22 protein-coding genes, 1 tRNA gene, 1 rRNA gene, 2 pseudogenes and 1 riboswitch are annotated in these 22,676 nt (G+C 38.4%); of the genes and pseudogenes, 21 read left to right on the top strand and 5 right to left on the bottom strand.

All coding sequences use genetic code 11. From position 1 onward, the window contains the following. The 3 genes from rrf to L2D08_RS22440 form a co-directional block, all read left to right on the top strand. Window positions 1–75, top strand: a 5S ribosomal RNA gene (gene rrf / locus L2D08_RS24725); the annotation flags it as partial. A gap of 277 nt (window positions 76–352) precedes the next feature. Further along, window positions 353–736: a hypothetical protein gene (locus tag L2D08_RS22445; RefSeq protein WP_242237555.1), complete on the top strand. Its 384-nt coding sequence runs from the start codon at window positions 353–355 to the stop codon at window positions 734–736. Window positions 737–1,043: 307 nt separating this feature from the next. After that, window positions 1,044–1,232 (top strand): holin, encoded by a 189-nt coding sequence (locus L2D08_RS22440; RefSeq protein WP_242237554.1) that lies wholly within the window; start codon window positions 1,044–1,046, stop codon window positions 1,230–1,232. 204 nt (window positions 1,233–1,436) lie between these two features. Here the strand turns inward: L2D08_RS22440 and L2D08_RS22435 are convergent, their stop codons facing one another. Next, window positions 1,437–1,580 carry a zinc ribbon domain-containing protein gene (locus L2D08_RS22435; protein WP_375337634.1) on the bottom strand — a complete coding sequence of 48 codons (144 nt, stop codon included), beginning with the start codon at window positions 1,578–1,580 and terminating at the stop codon, window positions 1,437–1,439. Window positions 1,581–1,773: 193 nt separating this feature from the next. Here L2D08_RS22435 and L2D08_RS22430 point away from each other — a divergent pair, with 193 nt between their 5' ends. Beyond that, a complete protein-coding gene (locus L2D08_RS22430; protein ID WP_242237551.1) occupies window positions 1,774–2,091 on the top strand; it encodes a hypothetical protein in 318 nt (105 codons plus the stop codon). A 95-nt stretch (window positions 2,092–2,186) separates the two neighbouring features. On the opposite strand, the gene L2D08_RS22425 is transcribed toward L2D08_RS22430, so the two are convergent. Continuing rightward, window positions 2,187–3,518, bottom strand: a complete 1,332-nt coding sequence (locus L2D08_RS22425) for a metallophosphoesterase (RefSeq protein WP_242237548.1) — start codon at window positions 3,516–3,518, stop codon at window positions 2,187–2,189. Between the two features lie 798 nt (window positions 3,519–4,316). On the opposite strand from L2D08_RS22425, the gene L2D08_RS22420 reads away from it, so the two are divergent. Next, window positions 4,317–4,721 (top strand): hypothetical protein, encoded by a 405-nt coding sequence (locus L2D08_RS22420; RefSeq protein WP_242237544.1) that lies wholly within the window; start codon window positions 4,317–4,319, stop codon window positions 4,719–4,721. Window positions 4,722–5,261: 540 nt separating this feature from the next. Next, window positions 5,262–5,346: riboswitch (cyclic di-GMP riboswitch) on the top strand. A 163-nt stretch (window positions 5,347–5,509) separates the two neighbouring features. Beyond that, on the top strand, window positions 5,510–6,487 hold the full coding sequence (locus L2D08_RS22415) for a diguanylate cyclase domain-containing protein (protein WP_242237541.1): 978 nt from the start codon (window positions 5,510–5,512) through the stop codon (window positions 6,485–6,487). 87 nt (window positions 6,488–6,574) lie between these two features. On the opposite strand, the pseudogene L2D08_RS22410 reads toward L2D08_RS22415, so the two are convergent. Beyond that, a pseudogene (locus L2D08_RS22410) lies at window positions 6,575–7,223 on the bottom strand (IS3 family transposase); the annotation flags it as partial. A 106-nt stretch (window positions 7,224–7,329) separates the two neighbouring features. Here L2D08_RS22410 and L2D08_RS22405 point away from each other — a divergent pair. Beyond that, window positions 7,330–8,478, top strand: a complete 1,149-nt coding sequence (locus tag L2D08_RS22405; protein ID WP_242237538.1) for a glycosyltransferase family 2 protein — start codon at window positions 7,330–7,332, stop codon at window positions 8,476–8,478. 418 nt (window positions 8,479–8,896) lie between these two features. On the opposite strand, the gene L2D08_RS22400 is transcribed toward L2D08_RS22405, so the two are convergent. Continuing rightward, window positions 8,897–9,382, bottom strand: a complete 486-nt coding sequence (locus L2D08_RS22400; RefSeq protein ID WP_242237536.1) for a hypothetical protein — start codon at window positions 9,380–9,382, stop codon at window positions 8,897–8,899. Window positions 9,383–9,866: 484 nt separating this feature from the next. Between L2D08_RS22400 and L2D08_RS22395 the strand changes: the two genes are divergently transcribed. The 11 genes from L2D08_RS22395 (at window position 9,867) to L2D08_RS22345 (ending at window position 17,595) form a co-directional block, all read left to right on the top strand. Beyond that, complete coding sequence (locus L2D08_RS22395; RefSeq protein ID WP_242237533.1) at window positions 9,867–10,226, top strand: DUF192 domain-containing protein; 360 nt, start codon at window positions 9,867–9,869, stop codon at window positions 10,224–10,226. Window positions 10,227–10,270: 44 nt separating this feature from the next. Next, window positions 10,271–10,462, top strand: coding sequence for a Flp family type IVb pilin (locus L2D08_RS22390; protein ID WP_242237530.1), 192 nt, complete (start codon window positions 10,271–10,273; stop codon window positions 10,460–10,462). 160 nt (window positions 10,463–10,622) lie between these two features. After that, window positions 10,623–11,132, top strand: a complete 510-nt coding sequence (locus L2D08_RS22385; protein ID WP_242237526.1) for an A24 family peptidase — start codon at window positions 10,623–10,625, stop codon at window positions 11,130–11,132. Next, window positions 11,126–11,500: a TadE/TadG family type IV pilus assembly protein gene (locus L2D08_RS22380; protein WP_242237524.1), complete on the top strand. Its 375-nt coding sequence runs from the start codon at window positions 11,126–11,128 to the stop codon at window positions 11,498–11,500. The genes L2D08_RS22385 and L2D08_RS22380 overlap by 7 nt, the downstream gene beginning before the upstream one ends. A gap of 5 nt (window positions 11,501–11,505) precedes the next feature. Then, window positions 11,506–12,411, top strand: a complete 906-nt coding sequence (locus L2D08_RS22375; protein ID WP_242237521.1) for a pilus assembly protein TadG-related protein — start codon at window positions 11,506–11,508, stop codon at window positions 12,409–12,411. Between the two features lie 11 nt (window positions 12,412–12,422). Beyond that, window positions 12,423–13,367: a Flp pilus assembly protein CpaB gene (gene cpaB, locus L2D08_RS22370; protein ID WP_242237519.1), complete on the top strand. Its 945-nt coding sequence runs from the start codon at window positions 12,423–12,425 to the stop codon at window positions 13,365–13,367. Between the two features lie 3 nt (window positions 13,368–13,370). Next, window positions 13,371–14,213 carry a CpaE/TadZ family protein gene (locus L2D08_RS22365; protein ID WP_242237516.1) on the top strand — a complete coding sequence of 281 codons (843 nt, stop codon included), beginning with the start codon at window positions 13,371–13,373 and terminating at the stop codon, window positions 14,211–14,213. Beyond that, window positions 14,179–15,609 (top strand): TadA family conjugal transfer-associated ATPase, encoded by a 1,431-nt coding sequence (locus L2D08_RS22360; RefSeq protein ID WP_242237515.1) that lies wholly within the window; start codon window positions 14,179–14,181, stop codon window positions 15,607–15,609. Before L2D08_RS22365 ends, L2D08_RS22360 begins: the two co-directional genes overlap by 35 nt. A 151-nt stretch (window positions 15,610–15,760) precedes the next feature. After that, entirely contained in the window at window positions 15,761–16,543 is a 783-nt protein-coding gene (locus L2D08_RS22355) for a type II secretion system F family protein (protein ID WP_242237513.1), read from the top strand. Between the two features lie 2 nt (window positions 16,544–16,545). Continuing rightward, on the top strand, window positions 16,546–17,457 hold the full coding sequence (locus L2D08_RS22350; protein ID WP_242237510.1) for a type II secretion system F family protein: 912 nt from the start codon (window positions 16,546–16,548) through the stop codon (window positions 17,455–17,457). Window positions 17,458–17,522: 65 nt separating this feature from the next. Beyond that, window positions 17,523–17,595, top strand: a tRNA-Val gene (locus L2D08_RS22345). 166 nt (window positions 17,596–17,761) lie between these two features. Here L2D08_RS22345 and L2D08_RS22340 read toward each other — a convergent pair. Continuing rightward, window positions 17,762–18,874, bottom strand: a pseudogene (locus tag L2D08_RS22340) (site-specific integrase). A 458-nt stretch (window positions 18,875–19,332) separates the two neighbouring features. Here L2D08_RS22340 and L2D08_RS22335 point away from each other — a divergent pair. From L2D08_RS22335 to L2D08_RS22325, 3 genes are all read left to right on the top strand, one after another. Further along, the gene (locus tag L2D08_RS22335) at window positions 19,333–19,773 is read left to right on the top strand and encodes a hypothetical protein (protein ID WP_242237507.1); all 441 of its coding nucleotides are present in this window, start codon (window positions 19,333–19,335) and stop codon (window positions 19,771–19,773) included. Between the two features lie 198 nt (window positions 19,774–19,971). Then, window positions 19,972–20,205 (top strand): hypothetical protein, encoded by a 234-nt coding sequence (locus tag L2D08_RS22330; protein ID WP_242237504.1) that lies wholly within the window; start codon window positions 19,972–19,974, stop codon window positions 20,203–20,205. 372 nt (window positions 20,206–20,577) lie between these two features. Continuing rightward, window positions 20,578–21,753, top strand: a complete 1,176-nt coding sequence (locus L2D08_RS22325) for an acyltransferase family protein (RefSeq protein ID WP_242237502.1) — start codon at window positions 20,578–20,580, stop codon at window positions 21,751–21,753. Window positions 21,754–22,676: the final 923 nt, after the last annotated feature.

Raw genomic sequence — 22,676 nt, 5'->3', positions numbered from 1 at the left:
GAACACGGCCGTTAAGCTCTTCAGCGCCGATGGTAGTTGGGGGTTTCCCCCTGTGAGAGCAGGACGCCGCCAGGCAAGCAGAGAGGACAGCAGAAGCTGTCCTCTCTTTGTTTATTCTCTTAATCAAATATTTAGGTATTTGTACAATTATAGGAAAGGAAAGAAGATGTCTGCCTAAAACTAGCACAGCTTTCCGTAATCAACCTTGCGCCGCATGTGGCGTAAACATAGAAAAGTCCGTTCGGAGCGATTCTAGCAGGTTTCTATCAATTATTTAAAAATATTTCAAAATAGTTGATCCAATTAAGCTGCTTGCCTTCTTAGTCATAGTATAAGGAAAGGAGGTAGATAAATGGATAATTTTTTCGAAGAAATTAATATCTCGTTGGAGATTTCTAATCCTTATAATGACGAATCCATTACTTTTAGAGGGAGAATATTGAACTGGTTTATGGAAAGATCGAATCCTGAAGGACTAAAACAACTCTTTTTCTACCAAGCAGTACATGGTGAAGGTACTGGAGATCTAGGAAACAACTATGATTTTGCTGGAGTTGCCAGTGAGATCATAAATCCAAACTATCGAGAAGTAGAGGCAACCGAGATTGAAGCAAGGAGCAAAGTGATTTCTGAAGATCCTGCACCAGGTTTCATATTAGTCATTAAGAATAAAATAACTATTAATCCAGACGAAGATATAACTATGGATACTAACTTTTATTCTGAGTACTGGTGATACACAAAAAAAGCCCGGCGACTTGTTTCTCCATGATTCGATCGCTCTGCAGTCGTTAGAGCAATCAATCGGCTCAGAGTTTACGAAACGCGCAAACATGCCGCATTATTAAATGGATGTAACAGCAAAGTCAGGGTAATTCACTGCGCGGTTGAAAGGCGGTTGAACGAAAAATAATAAACGTAAACAGTCCTAGCCTCGGCACCAGGCGAATATCTTGTAATGACCGGCATGTCCAGCTTAGACGCAGCATTGCAAGTGGGGCATGTTCAGCCGGAATCCGGAAATACGGAAGGAGGGCTGGGACATGAAACAACGTTGGAAAAGCTATGGATTGTGGATCGCGGTTGCGGCGCTTGTCGGTATGGTGCTGCAGGATTTTGGTGTAGTGATCCCATCGGAAAGGTACGATGCTTACGTGGATGCCTTGCTAACAATTGCAGTACTAGCGGGCATCATCCACAACCCATCAGGAATCAATGAAGAAAAGAAATAACGAGCGGCCTCCGGGCGGCTCATTTTTATTTTATCCGGAAAGGCTGGCTATAAAATACAATCAAATCGGGAAATTAAAGGTGCTGTTCGGCCCTGTTGATAATGCCTTAAAAATCATAGGCAGCAAGGGCCTAACAGCATCTTCACGTGCGTTTTTTATACTATTCGGCTAATAACTAAACCTACAGGTTACAGGTATAAAAAATTATTTTGCCGGGATGAGCCCTGTCTGGGCCAGCCCGGCTTTTTCAATGTTCAAGGCGGCATTATGGCCGCGGTCCAGCACGAGACCGCAATCCGGGCAGGTATGCATTCGGACAGAGAGAGATTTTTTACCCTTTTTCCACATTCCGAACAGTCCTGCGTGGTGAAATGCGGCTTCGAATTGAACAACTGGCCGCTTTAATGACGATAAGTTATTTGAATCAGATCTTAGCAGACTGGAGACTCTATCATCATTACAATAACTTTTAATGCATGAACTCGTACAGCTCGTACTACATTATTGACGGGTCAAGCCAGGTAAAGGAGGAAGTTGCTGCATGATTCGAGTTGCCTTTTTGCTGAATGTTGTCCGGCCAGTGTATATTGCGGATTTTAAAGAAGATGGAACTTTGGTCCGGAATCTTGATGGAGAAATTTTAGCTCCTGGACTTTCAGAAGAAGAGCTGGAGGTAACATTTGAAGATAAAACCGTCATTTTAGCCATTAAGCATTTTGAAAAAGAAAAAGAATTGTGGACTGAAAGAGCTCGACTGGCAAAAGAGCATCGGGTTTATAAAAGCCGCATTCAACTTATTTTTCTTGATCCAAATAAAAAGCCTGTTTTACCGCCAGAGGAGGAAGTGGACCAAGAATAGTTACAAACTGCCACAAACAATATACTCCACCATATTATTATCAAAAAGGAACTGGTGCTTATAGCAACAGCTCCTTTTTGCATAATTTAAGCTGGTTATTCAGAAGTCGTTTTACCTTCAACTGTTAAAAAGTTTTTACTTTCATTCCCAAATGCGTCTATTGCGGTGACCTTAATGACATAAGTGGTATCAGGTTTTAACCCTTGAACCGGAAGTGTCATTGTTTTTGGCACAGGATCCACATAATAGTCGGAAAAGGCTTTAAACTCTGAGACAGTTTTGCCCGTTTCCTTCTCTGTTGCGACTACTTTATAAGAATGAAGAAGTAAGTTGTCATGAGCTTGGTCGAACTTAATTTCCAGACTTCCCGCAGTACTCTTTTCCTCTATTAAAGTAATAGTGTCCTTCTGATTAAATGACGGTTTGATTTGGTCTCTTGAGTTGGTGTAGTCAAACTTATTATTCTTTATTGGCAATTTAATGACCCATGGTTCACCGGTCCAGTCATTGTTATGAAAATCACGACGCTTAATGACGACTTTGTTTTTATGCGCTTCTACAATTAGGCCTTGGCTTATTTTTTCATTCCCAGGTGGCAGCTCTCCCTGAAGATACCCCGCCTCTGTCCACATATAGTTCACGGAAGAGGTACCAACCGTTGTGAAATCTTTTTGATCTATCGTTCTCGGATCATCTAATGGGTAATGGGTATGACCGGAAAAATGGATTACTTGTGGATATTTTTTTAATGTATCATACATCAGCTGTCCGTTTGCCTCGGTACCCCACTCACTGCCGAACACCGTATTTTTCATCGGGTGATGCATTAAGACGAAAATAGGTTTTTGGGGTTCATCTTCTGCGGCCTTCTTCAACTGCTCCCCGAGCCATGTAATTTGCTGTTTGGAATAATATCCTTCTGTTAAATCGTCTTCTGGTGCAAGAATTATAAAATGGTAACCTTTAATGACCTTGTGAGAGTAAATAGATTCCATTCCCGTTTGTGCAAGAAACCTTTTTTGAGCATCATTAAAAGATAACCCATTCCAGTAATCATGATTGCCAATCGCAGACAGGGAAACAGCTTCTGATTGTTTATTCCCATTATAAATGGAAAGGAAACGATCGTATTGTTCCAGTGTCCCGGACTCTGTTAAATCTCCGACTATAGCAAAAGAATCCTGTTTTGGAGCTTGCTCATTCAACTGGTTAAACGCATTTTGGAACTTTTCTAAGTCGTCAGTGCCGTTGTCTTTAATATGTACATCACTAATTACAGGAAACACCAGGTCAGGTGCCTTTTCGTCCCGGTCCTTACCAGAATGCTCCAAAGCTTGAACTGTCGGGGAGAAGCAGCTTGCAACATATCCAGTCGCAATGAGAGCAAATCCGCACACTTTCATTTTACCAAGAAATTGCTTTTTCATAACCTTCACTCCTGTTCGCTAGTTTCTTTCTTATGGTAACGATGATTTGTTAAGTAAATTAAAGTTTTTCGTAAATTGCGTCAACCGACTTCAAAATAAGGGAAAAGACCTATGGGCGATAATCCCTCCTTAGTATGAATACAGCTAAACCCTTGGGAGCTCAATTAATAACCATCTATCAAGAAACTCATCAGCGAAAATAGAGTATCCGCAAAAGAGCCTTTTACTTTGGCGGCCACGTACTTCGGATAACTGAAGGAAACATTAGTACCAGGCTTGGCAGGATAGAAGTCGCTGGCTCGGACCCAGTAGTCAGCCTGCTACTGTTCTCAAATTAGTAAAAGGCATCTTCGTTCCTGTGCTGTAACAAGCCCGAAAGAATAAATATCAAGTCGTTCTTATTTATGAATATTAGATTAAAGCAGATCGAATAAAAAATTGTTAAAGGTAAAATTAAAAATAACTGGGGATCAATTACCAGCTGCCAGTTTCCCGAAGATTAAACGGTAAAGAAATAATTGTTTCTGCTTGTGTAAACACCATATATTCATGGAGCGGTTCAGCAAAATGAACCGCTTCTTTTTTATTCTTTAGGGTGGGAGTCATCTAAGGAATGGGAGCATGCTGGCTGCAGATAAAACAAAGAGGACATGCAGCTGTACGTCAATAGTGTATACGAAGTATGGCGAAATCTAGACGCTAATGAGAAGAACTCAAATAATTTTTAACTAAACTTTTACAATCTTAACATTCATTCCTTGTTACAATAAAATCGATAAAAGAAAGGGGAGAGCATTCATGTCAGCAGAAGACAAAGTTTTAAACAGGAGCACACGCCTTTTTGTTGATCCATTCATCGATATTCATTTATCAATGACGGGCGATAAGGATGTAATTGATGGAACCGACGCTCAAATTAGTGCGATCAAGATGTTACTGGGGAACCTAGATTTCGAAGCTGAATATAATAGTGACCCAGAAGCTTGCCAAAAAGGATTCCTTTCTGTTTTAGACGAGATCGGCAGGCTGCTGAGAACCCGTATGGATGTTTTCCCAAAAGAGCAGCGTAATATTGAGGTGGTGCGTAACTTCTTGAATGGGATGTTGTTGAGCAGAGTTTATGAGCAGGAATCATACGAAGGAATCTTTGATCAAGATAGAGTGGATGATGAAGAACAGCCGAATTTGGCTTTCACGCCGTAATAGCAATGAAGCACAAATAAATAATGTACATGGAGCGGCTGATTCTTTATCAGTCGTTTCTTTTTTATTTATACAGCTCAGGCACATAAGGAAAGGCTACAGTAAGATCGGGACTCCTTCCAGAAGGGCTCCAGGTTGAGGGGAACAGAGAGTGTTAAGGAAAAAGCCAGAGCAATTAAAGACCAGGTGTTAAAGCGTAAGCAATAAGAAAAGCCATATCAGTGCAGTAACTGATGTGGCTTTTTTTATAAATCATTATTTACTTTTCTAAGATTGAAGAATGAGGCTTTCTTAAAGGGCGTGATTTTTTTCGCTAAGGCTTTTATTTAACTTCTTCCAAGTAAACCTTTGGCATCCTAAATAGAATTTTACCAAAACGAAATAGATTCCTGGTTTTAGTAGAGAAGTTAGGATAAGAGAAAGAAAAACAGGGATAAAAATAAGGACTATTTACCCAGACAATAAAAGGTTGTATAATTTATAATTAAATGGTTAGTAATGGGTATTTAGGTTTACTTATCCATATAAAAGTGAATATATGAAGAATAAAGGCAAATTCATCGAAAGTTGAAGACGCAAAGCTATAGGGACTAAAGTCGAAAGATTACGTCAGCCAGTTACCGATTTATGAAAAGTAGGCTAATCGGTATTAGATTAGTCTATTTTTTATGGATGTTAGTGGTTTAAATGAAGGGTTTGGAATTATTGTAAAAGCGGACAAAAATTCTAAATAGTGATGCAGAGAAAGTTGTATGTTATTAATAATAAGTAAAGAAGGTCAGCGGACGATGAATATACAACTTATTTTAGGGTTTATAATGGGAGTTTCAATTATCATAGTGGTTATCCCTTATTTACACAAAAGGCGGAAGGAAAAAGAATATCAGTTAATAGAAAATCATGATCGCTTTGTACATGTAATAGAAAATACTAAGGATTTTCTTTATTATTACCAGTTGTATCCAAGAAGACAATACAAGTACCTTAGTCCTTCTGCAGAGTACTTTTTTGGTGAAGGTTCTATTGCCTACGCTTACTTAGATGCTGATGTCTGCTTTAGAGATATTCATCCAGATGATTATAATATTCTCCAAAAAAAGGTTATGGGCCAAGTTGACTACAGTAAAGCTATAATTCAACGGTGGAAAGATAAAAATGGAAAATATAGATGGTTTGAGGAATATGCAACACCAATTTACGAAAATGGAGTGTTAGTTGCTCTTCAAGGGGTAGTGAGAAACGTTGATGAAAGAATGGAATTACAGGGAAAATTACAATATAGACTTACTCATGATGCTTTAACAGACATTTATAATCGAGAATTTTTTGAGCAAAGTATGAAAAACTATGACGAACACGTAGATACAGCTGTAGCTATTATTTTGTGTGATTTGGATGAATTAAAGTATTTGAATGATCACTATGGTCATAAAAAAGGTGATGTTCTAATAAAAGAATCAGCTAAACTTCTCAAGCAATGTTTCCTGGAGAATGGCATTGTTTCAAGAATTGGTGGAGATGAATTTGCTATCATTATTATAAAGACGGATAAAGCACAAGTTGAATCCCACTGTAAAAGACTTTCCAAAGAAATTAGTGAATACAATATAAATAGTAAAGACATAAAAATCAAAATGTCGATGGGGTGTGCTTTTAGTAAGCATTCTCTAGGGAAAATGGAGAGTTTATTTGTTGAAGCTGATAAAAATATGTATCAAGATAAAAAAGCGAAAAAGGGGCAGAATCCAATTAAATTGAATCGATAATGACGAGAGGAGAGAGATAAAGGAGAGCTTCTTTTTATGTGTTCACTTTTATCTGTAGAAGCATTGAGTTGGATTGTAAACATCAAATCAGATAATTTTCTTAAGAGACGATCGTTTGTATTCACTGGGACTTACGTAGCCTAGTGTTTCATGAATTCGCAGCTTGTTAAGCCAGTTAACATAATCACTGAATTCAAGCGTAAGATGCTCTAGACTCTCAAACTTCATTTGGCTGACAAACTCTGTTTTGATGATTTTAAACGTGGCTTCCGCCACGGCGTTATCATAGGGACAGCCTTTCATGTTTAAAGAGCGGTCAATTTGGAAGACCGCTAACGTTTCGTCGATGAGCTGGTTTTTAAACTCGCTGTCACGGTCGGTACGAAACAGCTGGATATTCCGCAGATCATCTTGAATAGAAGAAAAAGCTCGTGCAACAAGGCTTGTATCTTTGTTGGGTCCTATGCTGAAGCCAATGATTTCGCGGTTAAAGAGATCGACGAAGATACATACGTAATGCCATTTGTTTTTGATTTTGACGTATGTTAAATCACTGACGAGTACTTTTTTCGCTTCTGTCTGCTCAAACTCACGTTTCAATTCGTTTGCCTGAGCTGACTCATTACAGGGAGTTTTCTGTGGCTTGAACTGTGCCATTGTATAGAAGAAAACAAGCCCTTGTTCCTTCAATACGGCCAATACGTCTCCTGGAAACCGTAAATCCACGCTTGTGCAGACATCCTTTTCATCCAACCGTTTATAATAAAAAGGATAAAAAGAGAGGGGAAAACATTATTCTTACTGTTTCTGTATTATCAATCATTTGTCTTTTCAGCATTACGGTGCTGCTCATTCAAACGGCAAGGGGATTAGAGAAAATACCTATCATTACACGCAAGGCAGCAGGTATAAAACAGGGGCCGCTCGTTTCTGTCATTATTGCCGCCAAAGAAGAAGAGAAGCATATTGAAAAAACGGTTAAGTCTTTGTTCAATCAAACATACAGCAATATGGAAGTGATTGTCGTAAACGACCGCTCTGAGGACAACACGGGGAAAATAGTGGACAAGCTGGCCAATAAAAAGGAAGAACACAAAGATATTCGGTATGACCCTATTCATATTCATTGCCTTCCTGATGGCTGGCTTGGAAAAAATCATGCGTTGCATCAAGGGTATTTACAGTCGAAAGGGGACTACCTGCTTTTCACAGATGCGGACATTACCTTTCATTCTAAGAGCCTGTCAAATATCATGGAATATGTAACAGCTAACCATGCGGAACATTTGTCCATGTCTCCTCATTTTCGCTGTTCATCGTTTTCTTTAAAAGCTTTTATTCATTTGTTTTTAGGTATTTTCTGCTTTATTGTGCAGCCGTGGAAGGTATTTGAACAAGGTGATAAACAACAAGGCATGGGTGTGGGTGCTTTCAACCTTATTAAAAGAAGTACCTATCAAGACCTTGGCACACACAAGGCCTTTCCGCTTGAACCACTTGATGATGTGGAACTTGGAAGAAAGGCGAGTTCCTTAAACTGCAACCAGCACTTTGTCATTGGGAAAGAACTGATTGAAGTAGAGTGGTACCCAACTTTAAAAGAAGCCATTAATGGATTTAAAAAGAATTTCTTTGGGGCAGCAGGATATAAGCTTAGCAATGCGATTATTTTTACCTTAGTTCTCATTCTACTAGGCATTTATCCATTTATCGGTGTTTTTCTGTTTGGAGGGTGGAACTTTTTCATTTGTCTACTATCCTTACTTTTCTTATTTACTCTTTACACAGTTAGTATCCAAAAAGTATCCTTTCCTTCCTGGAATTTTATCGCGGAGCTGGTGATTTTCCCACTTACAACTATATGCTATATTTACACTCTCCATCTGTCCGCTTATGCTGCTATTAAAATGGGTGGTATTTATTGGCGAGGCACCTTTTATTCGTTGCAGGAATTGAAAAAGGCGAAGCAGGTAGAGCGTGCTGCCAAGTAAAAAGATATGTCATGAAAGTGGCAAAGTCGCTGCTGCGCAAAGTTACAACCTGGACGGAAATTAGATTTGAGTCAATAATTATATATACGGTGAATTATGATTAACGACTTTAATGATAAGAAGAGATTAATTAAATAGAAAATAATTTTTAAGACAATTGATGAAGATAGATGCCAAAACAGAACTAATAAACGGTTCTGTTTTCTTTTATTTATCAGTTTAAAAAGGTAGAGGCTTAACAAAAAAGACATCAAAGAGGACTCTTAATGGATTCAAAATATGAAATTATGTAAATATATGAAAAGAATAAAAGCTTAGGGACTAGCCCTAAGCTTTTTAATAAAGGTTATATTCAATGTTTTACACCAAAAAAGCGGAGAATATCTCTTCCGCTTTTTTGGTGCTGCTGTTTAGCTGATTATTGAGCGCTTTTATCTGTAACGTTTGGATTCCACATAGAGAAAAGACCACTTGGATTATGCTCCCAAACCCAAACATGAAGGTCATAGTGACGGTTTGCTCTATCGTTGATGTCTTCGCAAGTCATTTTAGATGGGTCTAAATGGTGATTTAGCATTGTTCCATCAAGCTGTTGCCCGAAGATAGAAGGTGCAGCATCTGTTTCTGGATTAACTTGGCTTGCATCAACATGATATTCAATGCCAATCAATTTATAGCTATCGTCTTTTTGTGGCTCATAAAGCAAGTTCTCCGGTTGAGTTGGATCAAGAACCGTGTCACCGCTAATATCGAAACGAGTAAGGTGAATACCCATTCCGCCCGCTTCAATTCCAGCATATGGATCTTCATGAACGTAGCCATCAGCATAGGCATTCTCAATGTCTTGATATTTAGCTGTTGCTGCTTTGGCTGCCGCTAAATCCTGGCGGTCTTGTTTGCTCATTGCTTGAAGAACTTTCCCATATTTGTCTTGGTTTCGCTTGATGACATTTACTTTCGTCCCATGATCATCGTGGCAAGACTACCATATCATTCTCTATTAATAGCTGCTTATTTTCCTTGCGGAGTTTTAAAAGCTCCTGATGTTCAGGAGACCGGTTGTTTTTCTCTTTAAAAGAACCGGAGGTTTCATCCTGGTAAATCCAACGGTCAAGAGATGACGGAGTCAGATCATACTCATCAATAATGGCTCGTTTTGTTTTTCCTGCACCATCTGTTTTAGGTCACGTGTACGTGACCTTCATTTTTCTGTCCAGATAAGTGTGGACGCTCCAGGTTTTAGATTAGGAACCTCGGGTAAGAATTAAATATAGGAATTGATTTCTAGGTTAGGAGAATAGTAGAAGAGGAAATCCAGGGGATATTTTATTTTATCGAAACCTAGCATAGTAAGCCTTGTAAGTTATTCAACAAAGGCAAGGAGGTGTTTGGAAATAAAACTGCTGAACCTTCAAACGAAACAGGTCATTGCTAAGGAGGTGAAAGTTGCTTATCGTTTTTGGTCAAGATTTAAAGGTTTGATGTTGACAAAAAACATGCCTGATAACCTGGCTCTTCATATATCGCCGTGTCCTTCCATCCATACTTTCTTTATGAGGTATCCGATTGACGTGTTATACCTTAATAACAGGAAAGAGATTGTGGGAACCGAAGAAAGCCTGGTACCAGGGAAAATAGGAAAAAGGTTTTCAAAAACTGAATCAGTAATCGAGCTTCCGGCAGGAAGAATAAAAGACACCTCGACGACAGTTGGGCAAACTGTTGCCTTTATAGAAACAAGAAAGTAATCAAAAACAGTATTAACTTTATTTATATAAAAGGAGGGAATTACGTGTTAGAACTAATGAAAGGTTTACTCATCGAAGAAGAAGGGCAAGGAATGACGGAGTATGGCTTGATTCTTGGATTGATTGCGATTGCTGCCGTTGCTGCGCTAGGTTTTTTAAGTGACGATATTAGAGCTACCTTTGAAGATATTGCAGACCAGTTACCAGGAACAGGAACAGAAACACCAACACAATAGGTTACCTGGAGGAATGCCAAATACAATGTCGGGTGAAAATGGAAATAAGTTATAAATTATCTTACTCAGTAAAGTGTTTTTCTGTTTAAAGCTAGGACCCTATTCAAAAATAGGGTCCTTTTATAAGACCTAGCAAAAATCGAGTGAAAGGACGGTTGGTATGATCGACCTTTTTCTACTAGTGATCCTATTAATCTGCGTTATTACCGATGTGAGAAGCGGAAAAATTTATAATAAAGTAATTTATCCAGGGTTATTGGCAGCGTTTCTCTTTCATTTTACTGTCGATGGCTGGGAGGGCATCAGCTATTCCTTTATTGGATTTTTGATTGGATTTGTCTTATTACTGATCCCTTATATGATGAAGGGAATGGGAGCAGGAGATGTGAAGCTTCTTGCTTTAGTCGGAGCATTAAAAGGAGGAACCTTCGTATTTGAATCCTTCATCTATATGGCACTAATTGGCGGAGTTATTAGTTTATTTATCATCCTTATCCGAAGTGGAGCCCCTAAGTCCATTGTCCATTTTTTATCCGGCTTAAAAAACGGTACAGTTTATTACCCGTTTCATACAAGCGATGCACTTAAGGTAAAGTTTCCATATGGTATTGCGATTGCAGGGGGAACGATCCTTGCTATGCTAGCAGAGAGGATGCCAGGTATATGGTAAGGAAGGAAGACGGCCAGTCTATCGTCGAGTTGGCACTTGCATTGCCAATAGTTCTTCTTTTACTAGTTGGGATTATTGATTTTGGAAGAGTGATGTTCATCCATCTTAATCTAGAGCTCATAACCCAGGAATCCGCAAGGCTTGGCGGATTGGGCAGAAGTGACGAGGAAATTCGTGCATATGCCCAAGACCGGGTTAGCCTGGAAGATCCTTCACAGCTGGCAGTGAATATTACCCCAAGCGGAATAAGAAAATCAGGAACATATGTGACTGTAGAATTAACTTACACGGAAAGTCTCCTCGAGCCGCTAGGTGATATGGCGATTCCTTATACCATTAAGACTAGTTCAACCATCAGAGTGGAGTAATGTAAATGAAGAACTTTTTAAAAAAAGAGGAAGGCAATGTCATTGTTCTTCTTGCATTTGGTTTAGCAGTGATGATTTCCATGTTGGGGTTAGTTATTGACGGCGGGCATTTATTTGTTACGAAAAGCCATTTGCAGAAAGCAGCCAATGCCGCCGCATTATCGGGGGCACAGGAAATTCCAAACGATGAAGCAGCCGTCCAGGAGGTTATTAAAAGGGTTTTGGACTCGCATAATGAAACAACCAGCCTGGTACAATCCAGTATAAATAACAGCAGCGAATTGCATGTCGTTCTGGAGAAAAGGGTTCCTGTTTTCTTTTCATCTTTATTTGGCATAGAAAATGTTCCTATAAAAGCCGAAGCTAAAGCGGCCTTAAAGCCATTGGGAGAAGCGAAAGGGGCAGTCCCTTTAGGAATTGAAGAGTCGGTCAATCTTCAATATGGGCAAACCTATCAATTAAAAGTAGATTCAGGCGATTCCACATCAGGGAATTTTGGAGTTCTTGCCCTTGAAGGCCCGGGGGCTAAGCTTTATAGAGAAAATCTAATGTATGGTTTTGACCAACCCTTAAAAGTGGGTGATATTCTCAATACACAGACAGGTAATATTGCTGGAGCAACAAGAGAAGCTGTTAACTACAGAGCTAATGGATGCCAGCAGCCGCCCGGGGAATATGATCAAAGGGATTGTTCAAGGGTGATGCTTGTTGTTGTTTTTAAAGATATATCCACTGGAACACAACAGAAAAGTGTGAAAATAACGGGCTTTGCCTATTTTTATCTAACAGATCAAATGGGCAGCACGGATGATTCAATAAAGGGGATCTTTATTAAAAGGGCAGGGGCCGGTACTGCAGAGACAGCTGCGCCGCTGGATCGCGGAGCTTATGCTATAAAGCTGACGGAGTAGGTGAATATCAAATGAAAACAAGGAGACTAGTATTTTTGGCCATTATCTCCGGATTAATAACGACCATGCTTTTTTATGTGTTTTTAAAAAAGGAAAAGGAAGAAACGGCGGGGCCGCCCGTTTCAATGGTTAAAGCGGTACAAGCCGTTCAAGATATTGAAAAGAACGAGAAAATCACTGAAGAAAATATTACAACGATTGAAATCCCAGAAGATCAGCTGCATCCCGAGACCGTACAGGATCCTCAGACCATTTTGGGAAAACATACATCTGCCAATTTAAAGCAGGGCGAGATAATCATGCAGCATCGCATCCAGAAAGTCGAGGAAGAGGCTAAAGTAGTTTCAAGAAAAATTAAGGAAGGATACCGGGCAGTCTCGATTAGCACGGATTATGTAAAAGCGGTTTCCAACCTGATTGAGCCAGAAGACTTCGTCGATGTAGTGCTGATTGAACAACCATTAGAATCTGCGCCTAAGCTTGTAAACACAGAGCTTATTTTAGAAAAGGTGAAAGTACTGTCTGTGGGAAAACGAATGGTGGAAAAAGGAGAAGTTTCGGAAGAAGCCAAAGAAGGGGCAGAACCTGAATACTCAGCTGTTACCCTTGAACTGAATCAGTATGATTCCATAAAGTTGATTAATGCGAGTGCAAGAGGAGGCCTGCAGCTCATACTTCATAGCAGGCTTTCGACAAAGAAAGTTAATCAGAATAAAGACTCATTGGAGGAAACTCTCGAAAAGGCACCAGGTGGAGCACAATTCCTGCCTGTACCAAAACGCTCCATCATTCGCGCAAAACCTCACCTTAATGCTCATGTGATTACAGTGGTAAAAGAGGATACTGAACTTATTTTCTTGGGAGACCAGCGAAGAGATGAAGAGGACAGGCTCTGGTTCCGTGTAGAGACTCCTGATGGAAACCAAGGCTGGATCAGCAGCCAGAAGGGGGAATAAAGGATGGAGATATCCAGCGGAAAAAAGCAGGGGAAAATGTTAGCCATATGCAGTGCTGTAGGAGGAGTTGGGAGAACGGTTATCACGGTTAATCTAGCAGCTCTGTTAGCAAAAAGAAAAATAAGAATAAGTATCTTTGATGCAGACCTGCAGTTTGGGGATCTTGCTCTTGCCTTGAATCTCGAACCTGTTTTTACGATTAAAGACGCAGTTGAACGAAATGATCTCCAAAATGTCCGAAACTATTGTCTCCTGCATGCATCGGGAATTCAGCTGCTTGCTGCACCAAAACGTCCAGAGTATGCAGATTTAATTACTCCGGAAAGTCTTGATTCAGGAATTGATGCGCTGCTTACTCAAACGGAGCTGTTATTAGTTGAAACTCAGCCAGGGTTAAATGACCACAATCTTATGATCATGGAGAAGGCAGATCATATTTTGTTAGTGACAACTGTGGGAACGACTTCCTTGAAGAACACTAAACTAATGGTAGAAACCCTGGATGCTTTAGGTTTAAAAGACAAGGTTATCTTAATCGTTAATCAATCAACCTCTTCCTCTGTAGTCAAGACTAGGGATATCCCAAAATTAACGAAGATGGAACAAGTATTTTATTTACCTTCCGATACGAAGCGGGTTACCTATTCATTGGATATAGGTATTCCCCTTGTTATAAGCCATCCAAAGCTTACGTTTTCAAAAGAAATGGATAAACTAGCTTCTCAACTTTTTCCAAAAAGACATACTTCAAAACTTAAAAGATTGTTAGCGAAAAGGAGTCCTAAAATACTAAGATCAAGGAGGAAAAAGAATGGGTTTATTGGAAAGACTCCAATCGAAGAGTAAAAGTGATGTAAAAACAGATAATGAACAGGAAGAAATGCCGTTACCGGAAGCAGAAAAAACTCAAAAAACAGAGCCGCTGGCTCCCGAAGATATAAAATCTGCAGCAAAACCGAAAAAAAATAACATTGAAAAGAAAAAAACAAATGATGAGTACCAGCTGCTAAAAAATCTGACGTTTAAGCATATTTTAAAAGAACGAAAAAATGAAGATATCGAAGTGATCGTATCTGATTTGGAATCCATTATTTCTGAAATACTTCAGGAGAACCAAAACATAGACAGGGTGGATTATTTAGAGAGACTAAAGAAAGAGCTGACCGATGATCTGACAGGTTATGGGCCGATCAATCCTCTACTTTTAGATGATGAGGTATCGGAAGTCATGGTAAATGGCCCGCATCAAGTTTATGCCGAGCGCGGCGGCCGGCTGGAGCTGACAGATATAACCTTTCGTGATAATGAACATGTGATGGCTGTATTGGAAAAAATTGTAGCGCCACTTGGGCGGAGAATTGATGAGAGCAGCCCTATGGTTGATGCACGATTAAGTGACGGTTCAAGGGTAAATGCCATTATTCCACCGCTGGCGCTGGGCGGTCCCACTATTACAATTCGTAAGTTTTCGAAAGATCCTTTTACAGTTAAGGATTTAATCCGCTTTGGAACCTTAACCCAGGAAATGGCTGACTTTTTAGAAGCATGTGTAAAAGCAAAGCTGAACATATTTGTCAGTGGCGGTACCGGTTCGGGAAAAACGACTACTTTAAATGTATTGTCTTCTTTTATTTCAAATGAAGACCGGATTGTTACGATTGAGGACGCGGCAGAGCTGCAGCTTGGGCAGGATCATGTAGTATCACTCGAAACTCGTCCCCCAAACATTGAGGGAAAAGGAGCTATAACGATTCGGGATCTTGTTCGGAATTCCCTGCGTATGCGCCCGGACCGAATTGTAATTGGGGAGGTGCGGAGCGGGGAGGCGCTTGATATGCTGCAGGCCATGAATACGGGGCATGACGGTTCCCTCGCAACTGGACACGCGAATAGTCCCAGGGACATGCTGGCCCGTCTTGAAACGATGGTTTTGATGGCTGGCATGGAACTGCCGATTAAAGCCATTCGTAATCAAATTGCTGGAGCTCTTGACATCATTATTCAGCAGTCCAGGCTGAAGGATGGTTCAAGGAGGATAACCAATATTACGGAGGTTCAAGGTCTTGAAGGGGATGTCATTGTCCTCCAGGATATATTCGTTTTTCAGCAATCCGGAGTCGGGCCAGACGGGAAAATTATCGGAAAACTAGTGCCTACCGGGGTTCGGCCGAAATTTTACGAACGAATGGAACGTGAAGGTATACACCTTCCTGCCTCCATCTTTCTAGAAAAGGGGGAATAAACCGATGGTGGAGATAGTACTAATGCTATCTTTTTTTATAACCTGTTTCCTGACCCTTTTGGCGGCCTTCTCTTTTACTCATTCTCAAAAACAAGAGGCGAAGAAGGGGGATCCAGTTACTTTAAAAGAGTTTCTTAAAAAAGGAAATGAAATGCTAAAATCTTTGCTGGTTAGGAAGAAAGACAGCAAGCGGCGTGAGAGACTTGAACAAAAAATAAGTCTCGCAGGAATTCCATTAAAAGCGGAGGAGTTTGTTGTCTTTCAATGGTTTGCTGTTCTTATTGCGGGTGGCCTGTTTTTTCTGCCGTCCCATCAAATGGTCATGTTCCTAGCAGGAGGCTCTCTCGGTTATTATATGCCTTTATTGTGGCTGAAACAGAAGCAAAAAAAGCGGATAGAATTATTTAATGCCGGTATGCCGGGAATGTTGACGTCAATTATAAGTTCATTGAAAGCCGGCTTCAGTTTTCTCCAGTCCCTGCAAATGGTCGCTCAGGAGTCTGATTCTCCGGTGAAGGAAGAAATTGAGTTTGTTTTAAAGCTGCTTCAATATGGGACGAGCATGGAAGAAGCCTTAATTGAATGGAAAAAGCGGATGCCAAGTGAGGATTTGGATTTATTGGTAGAGGCAATATTAATTCAGAAACAGGTTGGCGGAAATCTCGCTTTTTTGCTTGGGAAAATTGTTGATACCACCAGAGCGAGAAACAAGCTTGAAAATCAGGTTAAAACACTTACAGCTCAAGGAAGATTGTCCGGTCTGATTATCGCCTTTCTCCCTATCGGATTAGGAGGCATTATTTATTTCCTAAATCCTGAATATATCAGCCCTCTTTTTACTCACCCCATTGGCCGAAGCTTGTTAATTGCCGCGGTAATTAGTGAAGTGATAGGATTTATGTTCATTCGGAAAATCACTACAATTGAGGTGTAAAAATGCTTTTGTATATAAGCTTTTTTATCTGTGCGAGCCTGTTTTTCTATTCGATCCTCGCCCTTGCGTTTAACTTTGAAAAGAAGACAAATATACAAAAGAGAATAGATTATTATTTTCTTCATGACGCCTCTTCAGTCGTAGAAACGGAGTTGGAGGAAGAGCTTTCTTTTTCTGACCGGATAATTAAGCCTTTCTGGAAAAGTTTTAAAACCAGGTTGCAAAAAAAGCTAAATAAAGAAAAGGCTTCCCAGTTGGAGTTAAAGCTTGCCCAGGCAGGCCACCCTTTTGGGGGTAGCGCTGTGGAATTTAAAATCTTTCAAGTTTCCCTTATGGTTATTCTCCCTATAATAGCAGGAGGGTATGCTTTTTTATTGCATGTCCCTTTTACTATAAAAATGATCATCTGGTTGGTTTCGTTTTTGGGGGCACTCATCCTTCCTAAATATTACTTAAAACTGAAAATCGAGAAAAGAAGCAAACGGGCTCTGAAGGAACTTCCAGATACACTTGACTTGATTACGACCAGCCTTGAAGCGGGCCTAGGGTTTGATGCTGCTTTAAGCAAGGTTGTTTCGAAAAGGAAAGGAGTTGTGTCCGACGAGTTTAAGCTTGCGCTCGAAGAAATGAGATTAGGAAATACAAGAAAAGAGGCCCTTATCGGAATTCGAGAGCGTTTGCCAGTCGAGGAGTTAAAAACCGTCATAAGCAGTATTATTCAGGCTGAAAAATTGGGAATTGGATTAGTCTCCGTTCTTAGAGTTCAAACGGAAGATATACGGGAACAAAGGAAGCAGAGAGCGGAAGAAGCCGCAATGAAAGCACCAATAAAAATGTTGTTCCCTCTAGTTCTCTTTATCTTTCCTACTTTATTTATCATTCTGTTAGGACCCGTTATTTTAGAGTTTATTTAGATTTTATACAATGAGCGCTCAGTCATAGGGGTGGGGGATTGGGAAAATAGACGGTTCTTACGATTGATTCCTTAGCTTAGCTGGGAGAGCGCTACCTTGACAGGGTAGAGGTCGCTGGTTCGAACCCAGTAGGAATCATAAGGTGTTAAAACCTAGCGTAACCCTTATCGGAGAAGGGTTTCCGTGAAAGAAGGCTGCCTCTTTTGAGGTGGCCTTTTTTTGTGGTTTTAAAAGCACCGTGGGCTACGTGGCGACCAATTTGGCGACCGTTTGGTGAAAATAGCTATCTTTATTTCGTTTAAGGTCATCCAAATAAAGTTTTGTTCAGTTTTTCCGCTGCTTCTTTTTGCATATTAGGCAGCACGTGAGAATAGGTGTCTAATGTTACACTCACTTTGCTGTGACCTAACCGTTCCGCTACAATCTTAGGATTTATTCCTTCAAGTAAAAGCGAAGTAGCGTGAGTGTGCCTTAGATCGTGAAACCGTATTTCTGTTACTTTCGATTTTTGAGTTAAAGCCTTGAAAGTCCGAAGCAGGTTTCGGGGAGTTAAAACAGTTCCGTAACACGTGCATATCACTAAATCATGATCTGTGTAATCAGTCCCCGCTTTTAATTTTTCTCTCATCATTTTTGCTTTATGCTTTTTTTAAAAAGCAACTGTTTCAGTTAGAAGAGTAATTGAACGAATACCTGAAGCGGTTTTTGCCCCATCAATGAAATCTTTCCCATCATGGCTTAACGTTTGTCTAACATGAATCGTTCCTCTATCTAAATCTACATCTTTCCAGCGTAGCCCCAACAGTTCACCTTGTCTCATTCCTGTTGTAACAGCCAAGTGAAAAGCAATATAGTATCTGCTTTCTTTTGCAAATCTAAGGAACAGTTTCACTTCTTTTGTATCCCACACCTCGATTTTGTTCTTTGTAATCTTGGGGAGTTCTACATTAGATACTACATTTTTAGGAATTAACTCTAAGTTCACAGCTTTTTGAATGGAGTTGTTTAAGATGTTATAGATCTTCTTAACTGTTGCATTAGAAAGTCCTTTATCAATGAGTGCGTTAATAAACTTTTGGACTGTTATAGTCGTCAATTTAGATAAAGGATATTTTCCTAAAGAAGGAACAATATGATAACAGATATAAGATTCGTAACTTTTAGCGGTTTGTGTACCGATCTGTTTCCGCTTTGTTTGAAACCAGTCGGCTAAATATTCTTCAAAAGGCATATTGGATGGTTCTACATATGTCTCATTTGCAAGTTCATGTAATAACGCTGCTAATGCCTTTTCCGCTTCCCGTTTCGTTTTGAATCCTCGCTTTTTCTTCCTTGTTCGTTTACCCGTAACAGGATCAACTCTAATTGTTACTTCATACAGCCAGTTGTTGCTGTCTTTTCTTACAGAACCTTTCATAGCAAACATCCTTCCATGATGCCCTCTAAAGCCATGAATATGCCCTGTGTACCTTAATTAAAGTATTTGATTTGTATAGCAATGTCAATATCGAAAAATTTTATGCTTTTTAGTAATAATGATTAAGTGCTATAGAGAAATTTTATCGAACTGCTTTAAATAAAAATGTCCTAAAAACCTATATAGCTGCAAGTACAATTGTGTGGGTGGTATAACCCAACAAAATGTGAAAGAAGGCGGTTAGTGTGATTATCGTTAAAAACAGCAGAATTATTTAGAAAGGTAAACGGAGTTAGCAATTACCACACAATGTTTAGATTTATTTATGGAATAAGTCGCAGTAAGTTTAAGCGGTTTTCATAAATGAATGTCCTAAAACAATCAATATTTGTCAGTACATAAATGTCAGGGTATTACCTAGACACTTTTTAATTTGAATTTAAAGTGAGGTGAAAAGAATGTTGAAGATTACCGCTAAACAATCACCAGCAACACTTAATGTCTCAAAACGATTTGAAAAAGTCTCAACTGATATTTTTTATTACGTTCAACTGGGATTGATAAAACCGTTTGATGTGGCACTGTATATAAAATATCTTGAGTTATTTAATAAAGACTATGGCTATGCTTTTCCAACAATTTATCAGTTAGAGGATTATTTAAATTGTAGCAGGCAAAGTATTGTAAGTGCTAATAAACGTTTAACAGACGCTGGGTTGCTAATTATTAAAAAACATAAGAGTAACAATAATATTTATTTCCCTTTGCAACCGCACACGAACGAGGATTTAGAAAAACAAGTTCCAGAACTGCTTATTAAACTAAATAAGCGGAGAGAGAAAATTTACGGTTTGGCTGCTACGGATAAATACAGGTTTGAAAGTTTATTTGAACTGTAAAGTACCTGACATATGTGATTAACACAAATTAGTACAAATAAATTTAGATTCTAATCCGTTCATAAACGTCTTTTTAGTCGGCTAAAATATAGCCGTTATACAGACTTAATAAACAGACTTAGATATACAAACTTAAATATATCTATAAAAAAGAATCTGAGAGATTAACTATTCTAATACTGGTAAAGGAGAAAAGAAATGATGTATTTAAAAGAGGAACAAGAAACTGTTATCAACATCCATGAGGAAAGCGGCGAAATTACGCTATATACCTGTGCCCCACAGTATGTAATAAAGGCAATAGAGGCGGCGGATAAATTCAAGATGCCATTGACTATTAGAGATGTTGTAAATGGATATCCACAAGCAGTAGAAATTCAATCAAAGAATATGCAAATGGTTCACTTCATATTAGGAAATAAATTGAACTAAATGTGCAAAATTGTGCAAATAGAAATACACATAGACCCCCTATACCATGGGGGGCGGGGGGTTACTAAACATAGATCAAGTATATGCACAATATACGTGATATTTTCAAAACTTTTTTACGCACAATTTGATTAACTCAATCGAATGTCAAAAATTATGGGAGGTTCCTAGTTTAAATAACGGTTATTTAATTTAAGAACAGCACTGTAAATAAACGGATTTTTTATTTTTGGGTAGTATAAGGTAACACTTAAGCCTTTTCATTAAAAGTTAATTCTATTCAAAAAACTATTTTACTGTTGCATAAATAAACTGGTAGTTGTAAAATTAAGCCATTCGTTATAACGAACAATAATATCCAAGGGGGATTTTATGAATCAACGTATTGAACAATTAGACTCTATTCGTGGATTGGCAGCATTTGTTGTTTTTATGTGTCACCTTCCTTTAATTCCTATTTTGAAGGATGAACTTTCTATTTCTGGCAATATTGCATTAAGGGCATCCGGGCTTGTAAATGGTCATGGTTCCGTAATATTATTTTTTGTTCTGAGTGGGTTTGTTTTGTCGATTCCTTTTTTTAATAAAAAAGAAATTGACTATACCCCATACTTAATTAAACGTATATTTAGAATTTATACCCCTTATTTGGTAGCAATCACCTTTGCCATTATACTATCACAATTATTCTGGAACATTAAAGTCGATGAAATAGGTAAATGGCCTTTGTGGGAAACACCATTAAATCTAAATTTAATAATTGAACATATTTATTTGATCGGGAATATACATTCCGAACCCTTCAATGGTGTCATATGGTCTTTAATCCACGAGTTAAGGATATCCCTAATTTTTCCCTTTGTTTTACTTCTAGTAAATCGTCTAGATTGGAAACTAAATGTTATTGTGTGTTGTTTTTTATCAGAAGTTTCAGGATTAAATAATGTATTTGGATTTCAAGTGTCAAACGGTTACCATATAACTTATTTTCACACTATTCATTACCTGTCCATATTTATTTTAGGTGCTTTACTTGCTAAACATAGAACTGAAATTTTGAGTTTTTATTATACAAAATCAGTAAGTATTAAATGTACATTCCTAATTATTTCATTTCTTATGTACAACTTGTCGGAGACACTTACAGGGCTTATTTATCGTTTAACAGAATATAAGATTATATCAGTGTATTCTCTTATGATAGTTGAGTATGGCATGGCATTAGGGTCTCTTGGAATTCTACTAACAGCAATAGGTTCTTCAAAAATATCAAAAGTTTTAATGAAACGACCAATTTCATTTTTAGGGAAAATCTCCTACAGTTTATATTTATATCATCTCCCTGTGCTTAAGGCTTGTATATATTTATTTCACAAAATACTTCCTATATGGGTCATTTGTGTTGTTGCGGTTCCATTAGTTTTAATAGTTTCTAGTCTTTCTTGGTATTGTATTGAAAATCCAAGCATGAAGTTAGGAAAGGGTATAGCAAATAAAATAATTGGAAAAAGAAAGAATGCTTCAAAAGAATTTAAAAAATTCGCGTAATAAAAAGGTACTCTGAGAGGTGTCCTTTTACTTTATTCGTTTTTAAAAAATTTATAAATGTTGTAGGCAAACTGAAAGACTATGCTACTTATTAGTAAGAAGTCTTTGAAATCGTGTAACAACAATACAAAACCAATAAACAAAATAGGCTTTAGAGGGCTAAATATTATTGGTGACACAGTGGCGACGAAAAATAAATTTGTTTTCAGTTTCATAAAGTATAAATCCTCATGAAATAAAGATTTAATATAGTTATAAAACAGTTCGCTACCTTGACAGAGTAGAGGTCACTAGTTCTAATCCAGTAGGAATCGAATCAGTGCGGAAGCCTGAATGCTAAGGGAGTTAAGCTTTTTTATTTGATGATACAGTATTTGAGATGCTGATCTTTTGTTAACTTCCTAACATTGTGCTAACGTATCGAAGTAACTAAAGACGTTAAAATTATTATCTCCGTGAAGTCCGGCGTAACACAATTCAACACGTGCTGTTCAAGATATTACAGCATAAAACATTATGGGCGGCATGATGTAAGTTAAAACGTTGAATTATTAACGTTTTAAAGTGTTATTCACCATTTCATTTTGGAAAGCAGTTAAGGTTGCTTTTCAAAACGAGAACTGTTCAAATAAATGGATTTTTTCTAAATTATAGACTACTTCCTAAAAATAGGAGGTAGTCTTTTTTCTTGAATTTGCATATCAGGATTTAACATAAACTGGAATTTTAGAAACACAATTAAGAGCAATATTCAAAATTACAAAGTATTGCTTGGTGTATTTGCTGGTTACTGTATTAATCATGGAGTTAGAAATATTAAAGAAATAATTAGTATTGTGCTACAAAAGTTTACGTGATCTTTACAGATTCCATATATTTATACAAAATAACCTTCTTATACTGGAATTTGTGCTGTTAATAAG

The organism is Domibacillus sp. PGB-M46 (assembly GCF_022668875.1).
Classification (GTDB): Bacteria; Bacillota; Bacilli; order Bacillales; family Domibacillaceae; genus Domibacillus.
This window is presented reverse-complemented; position numbering and strand designations above follow the sequence as displayed.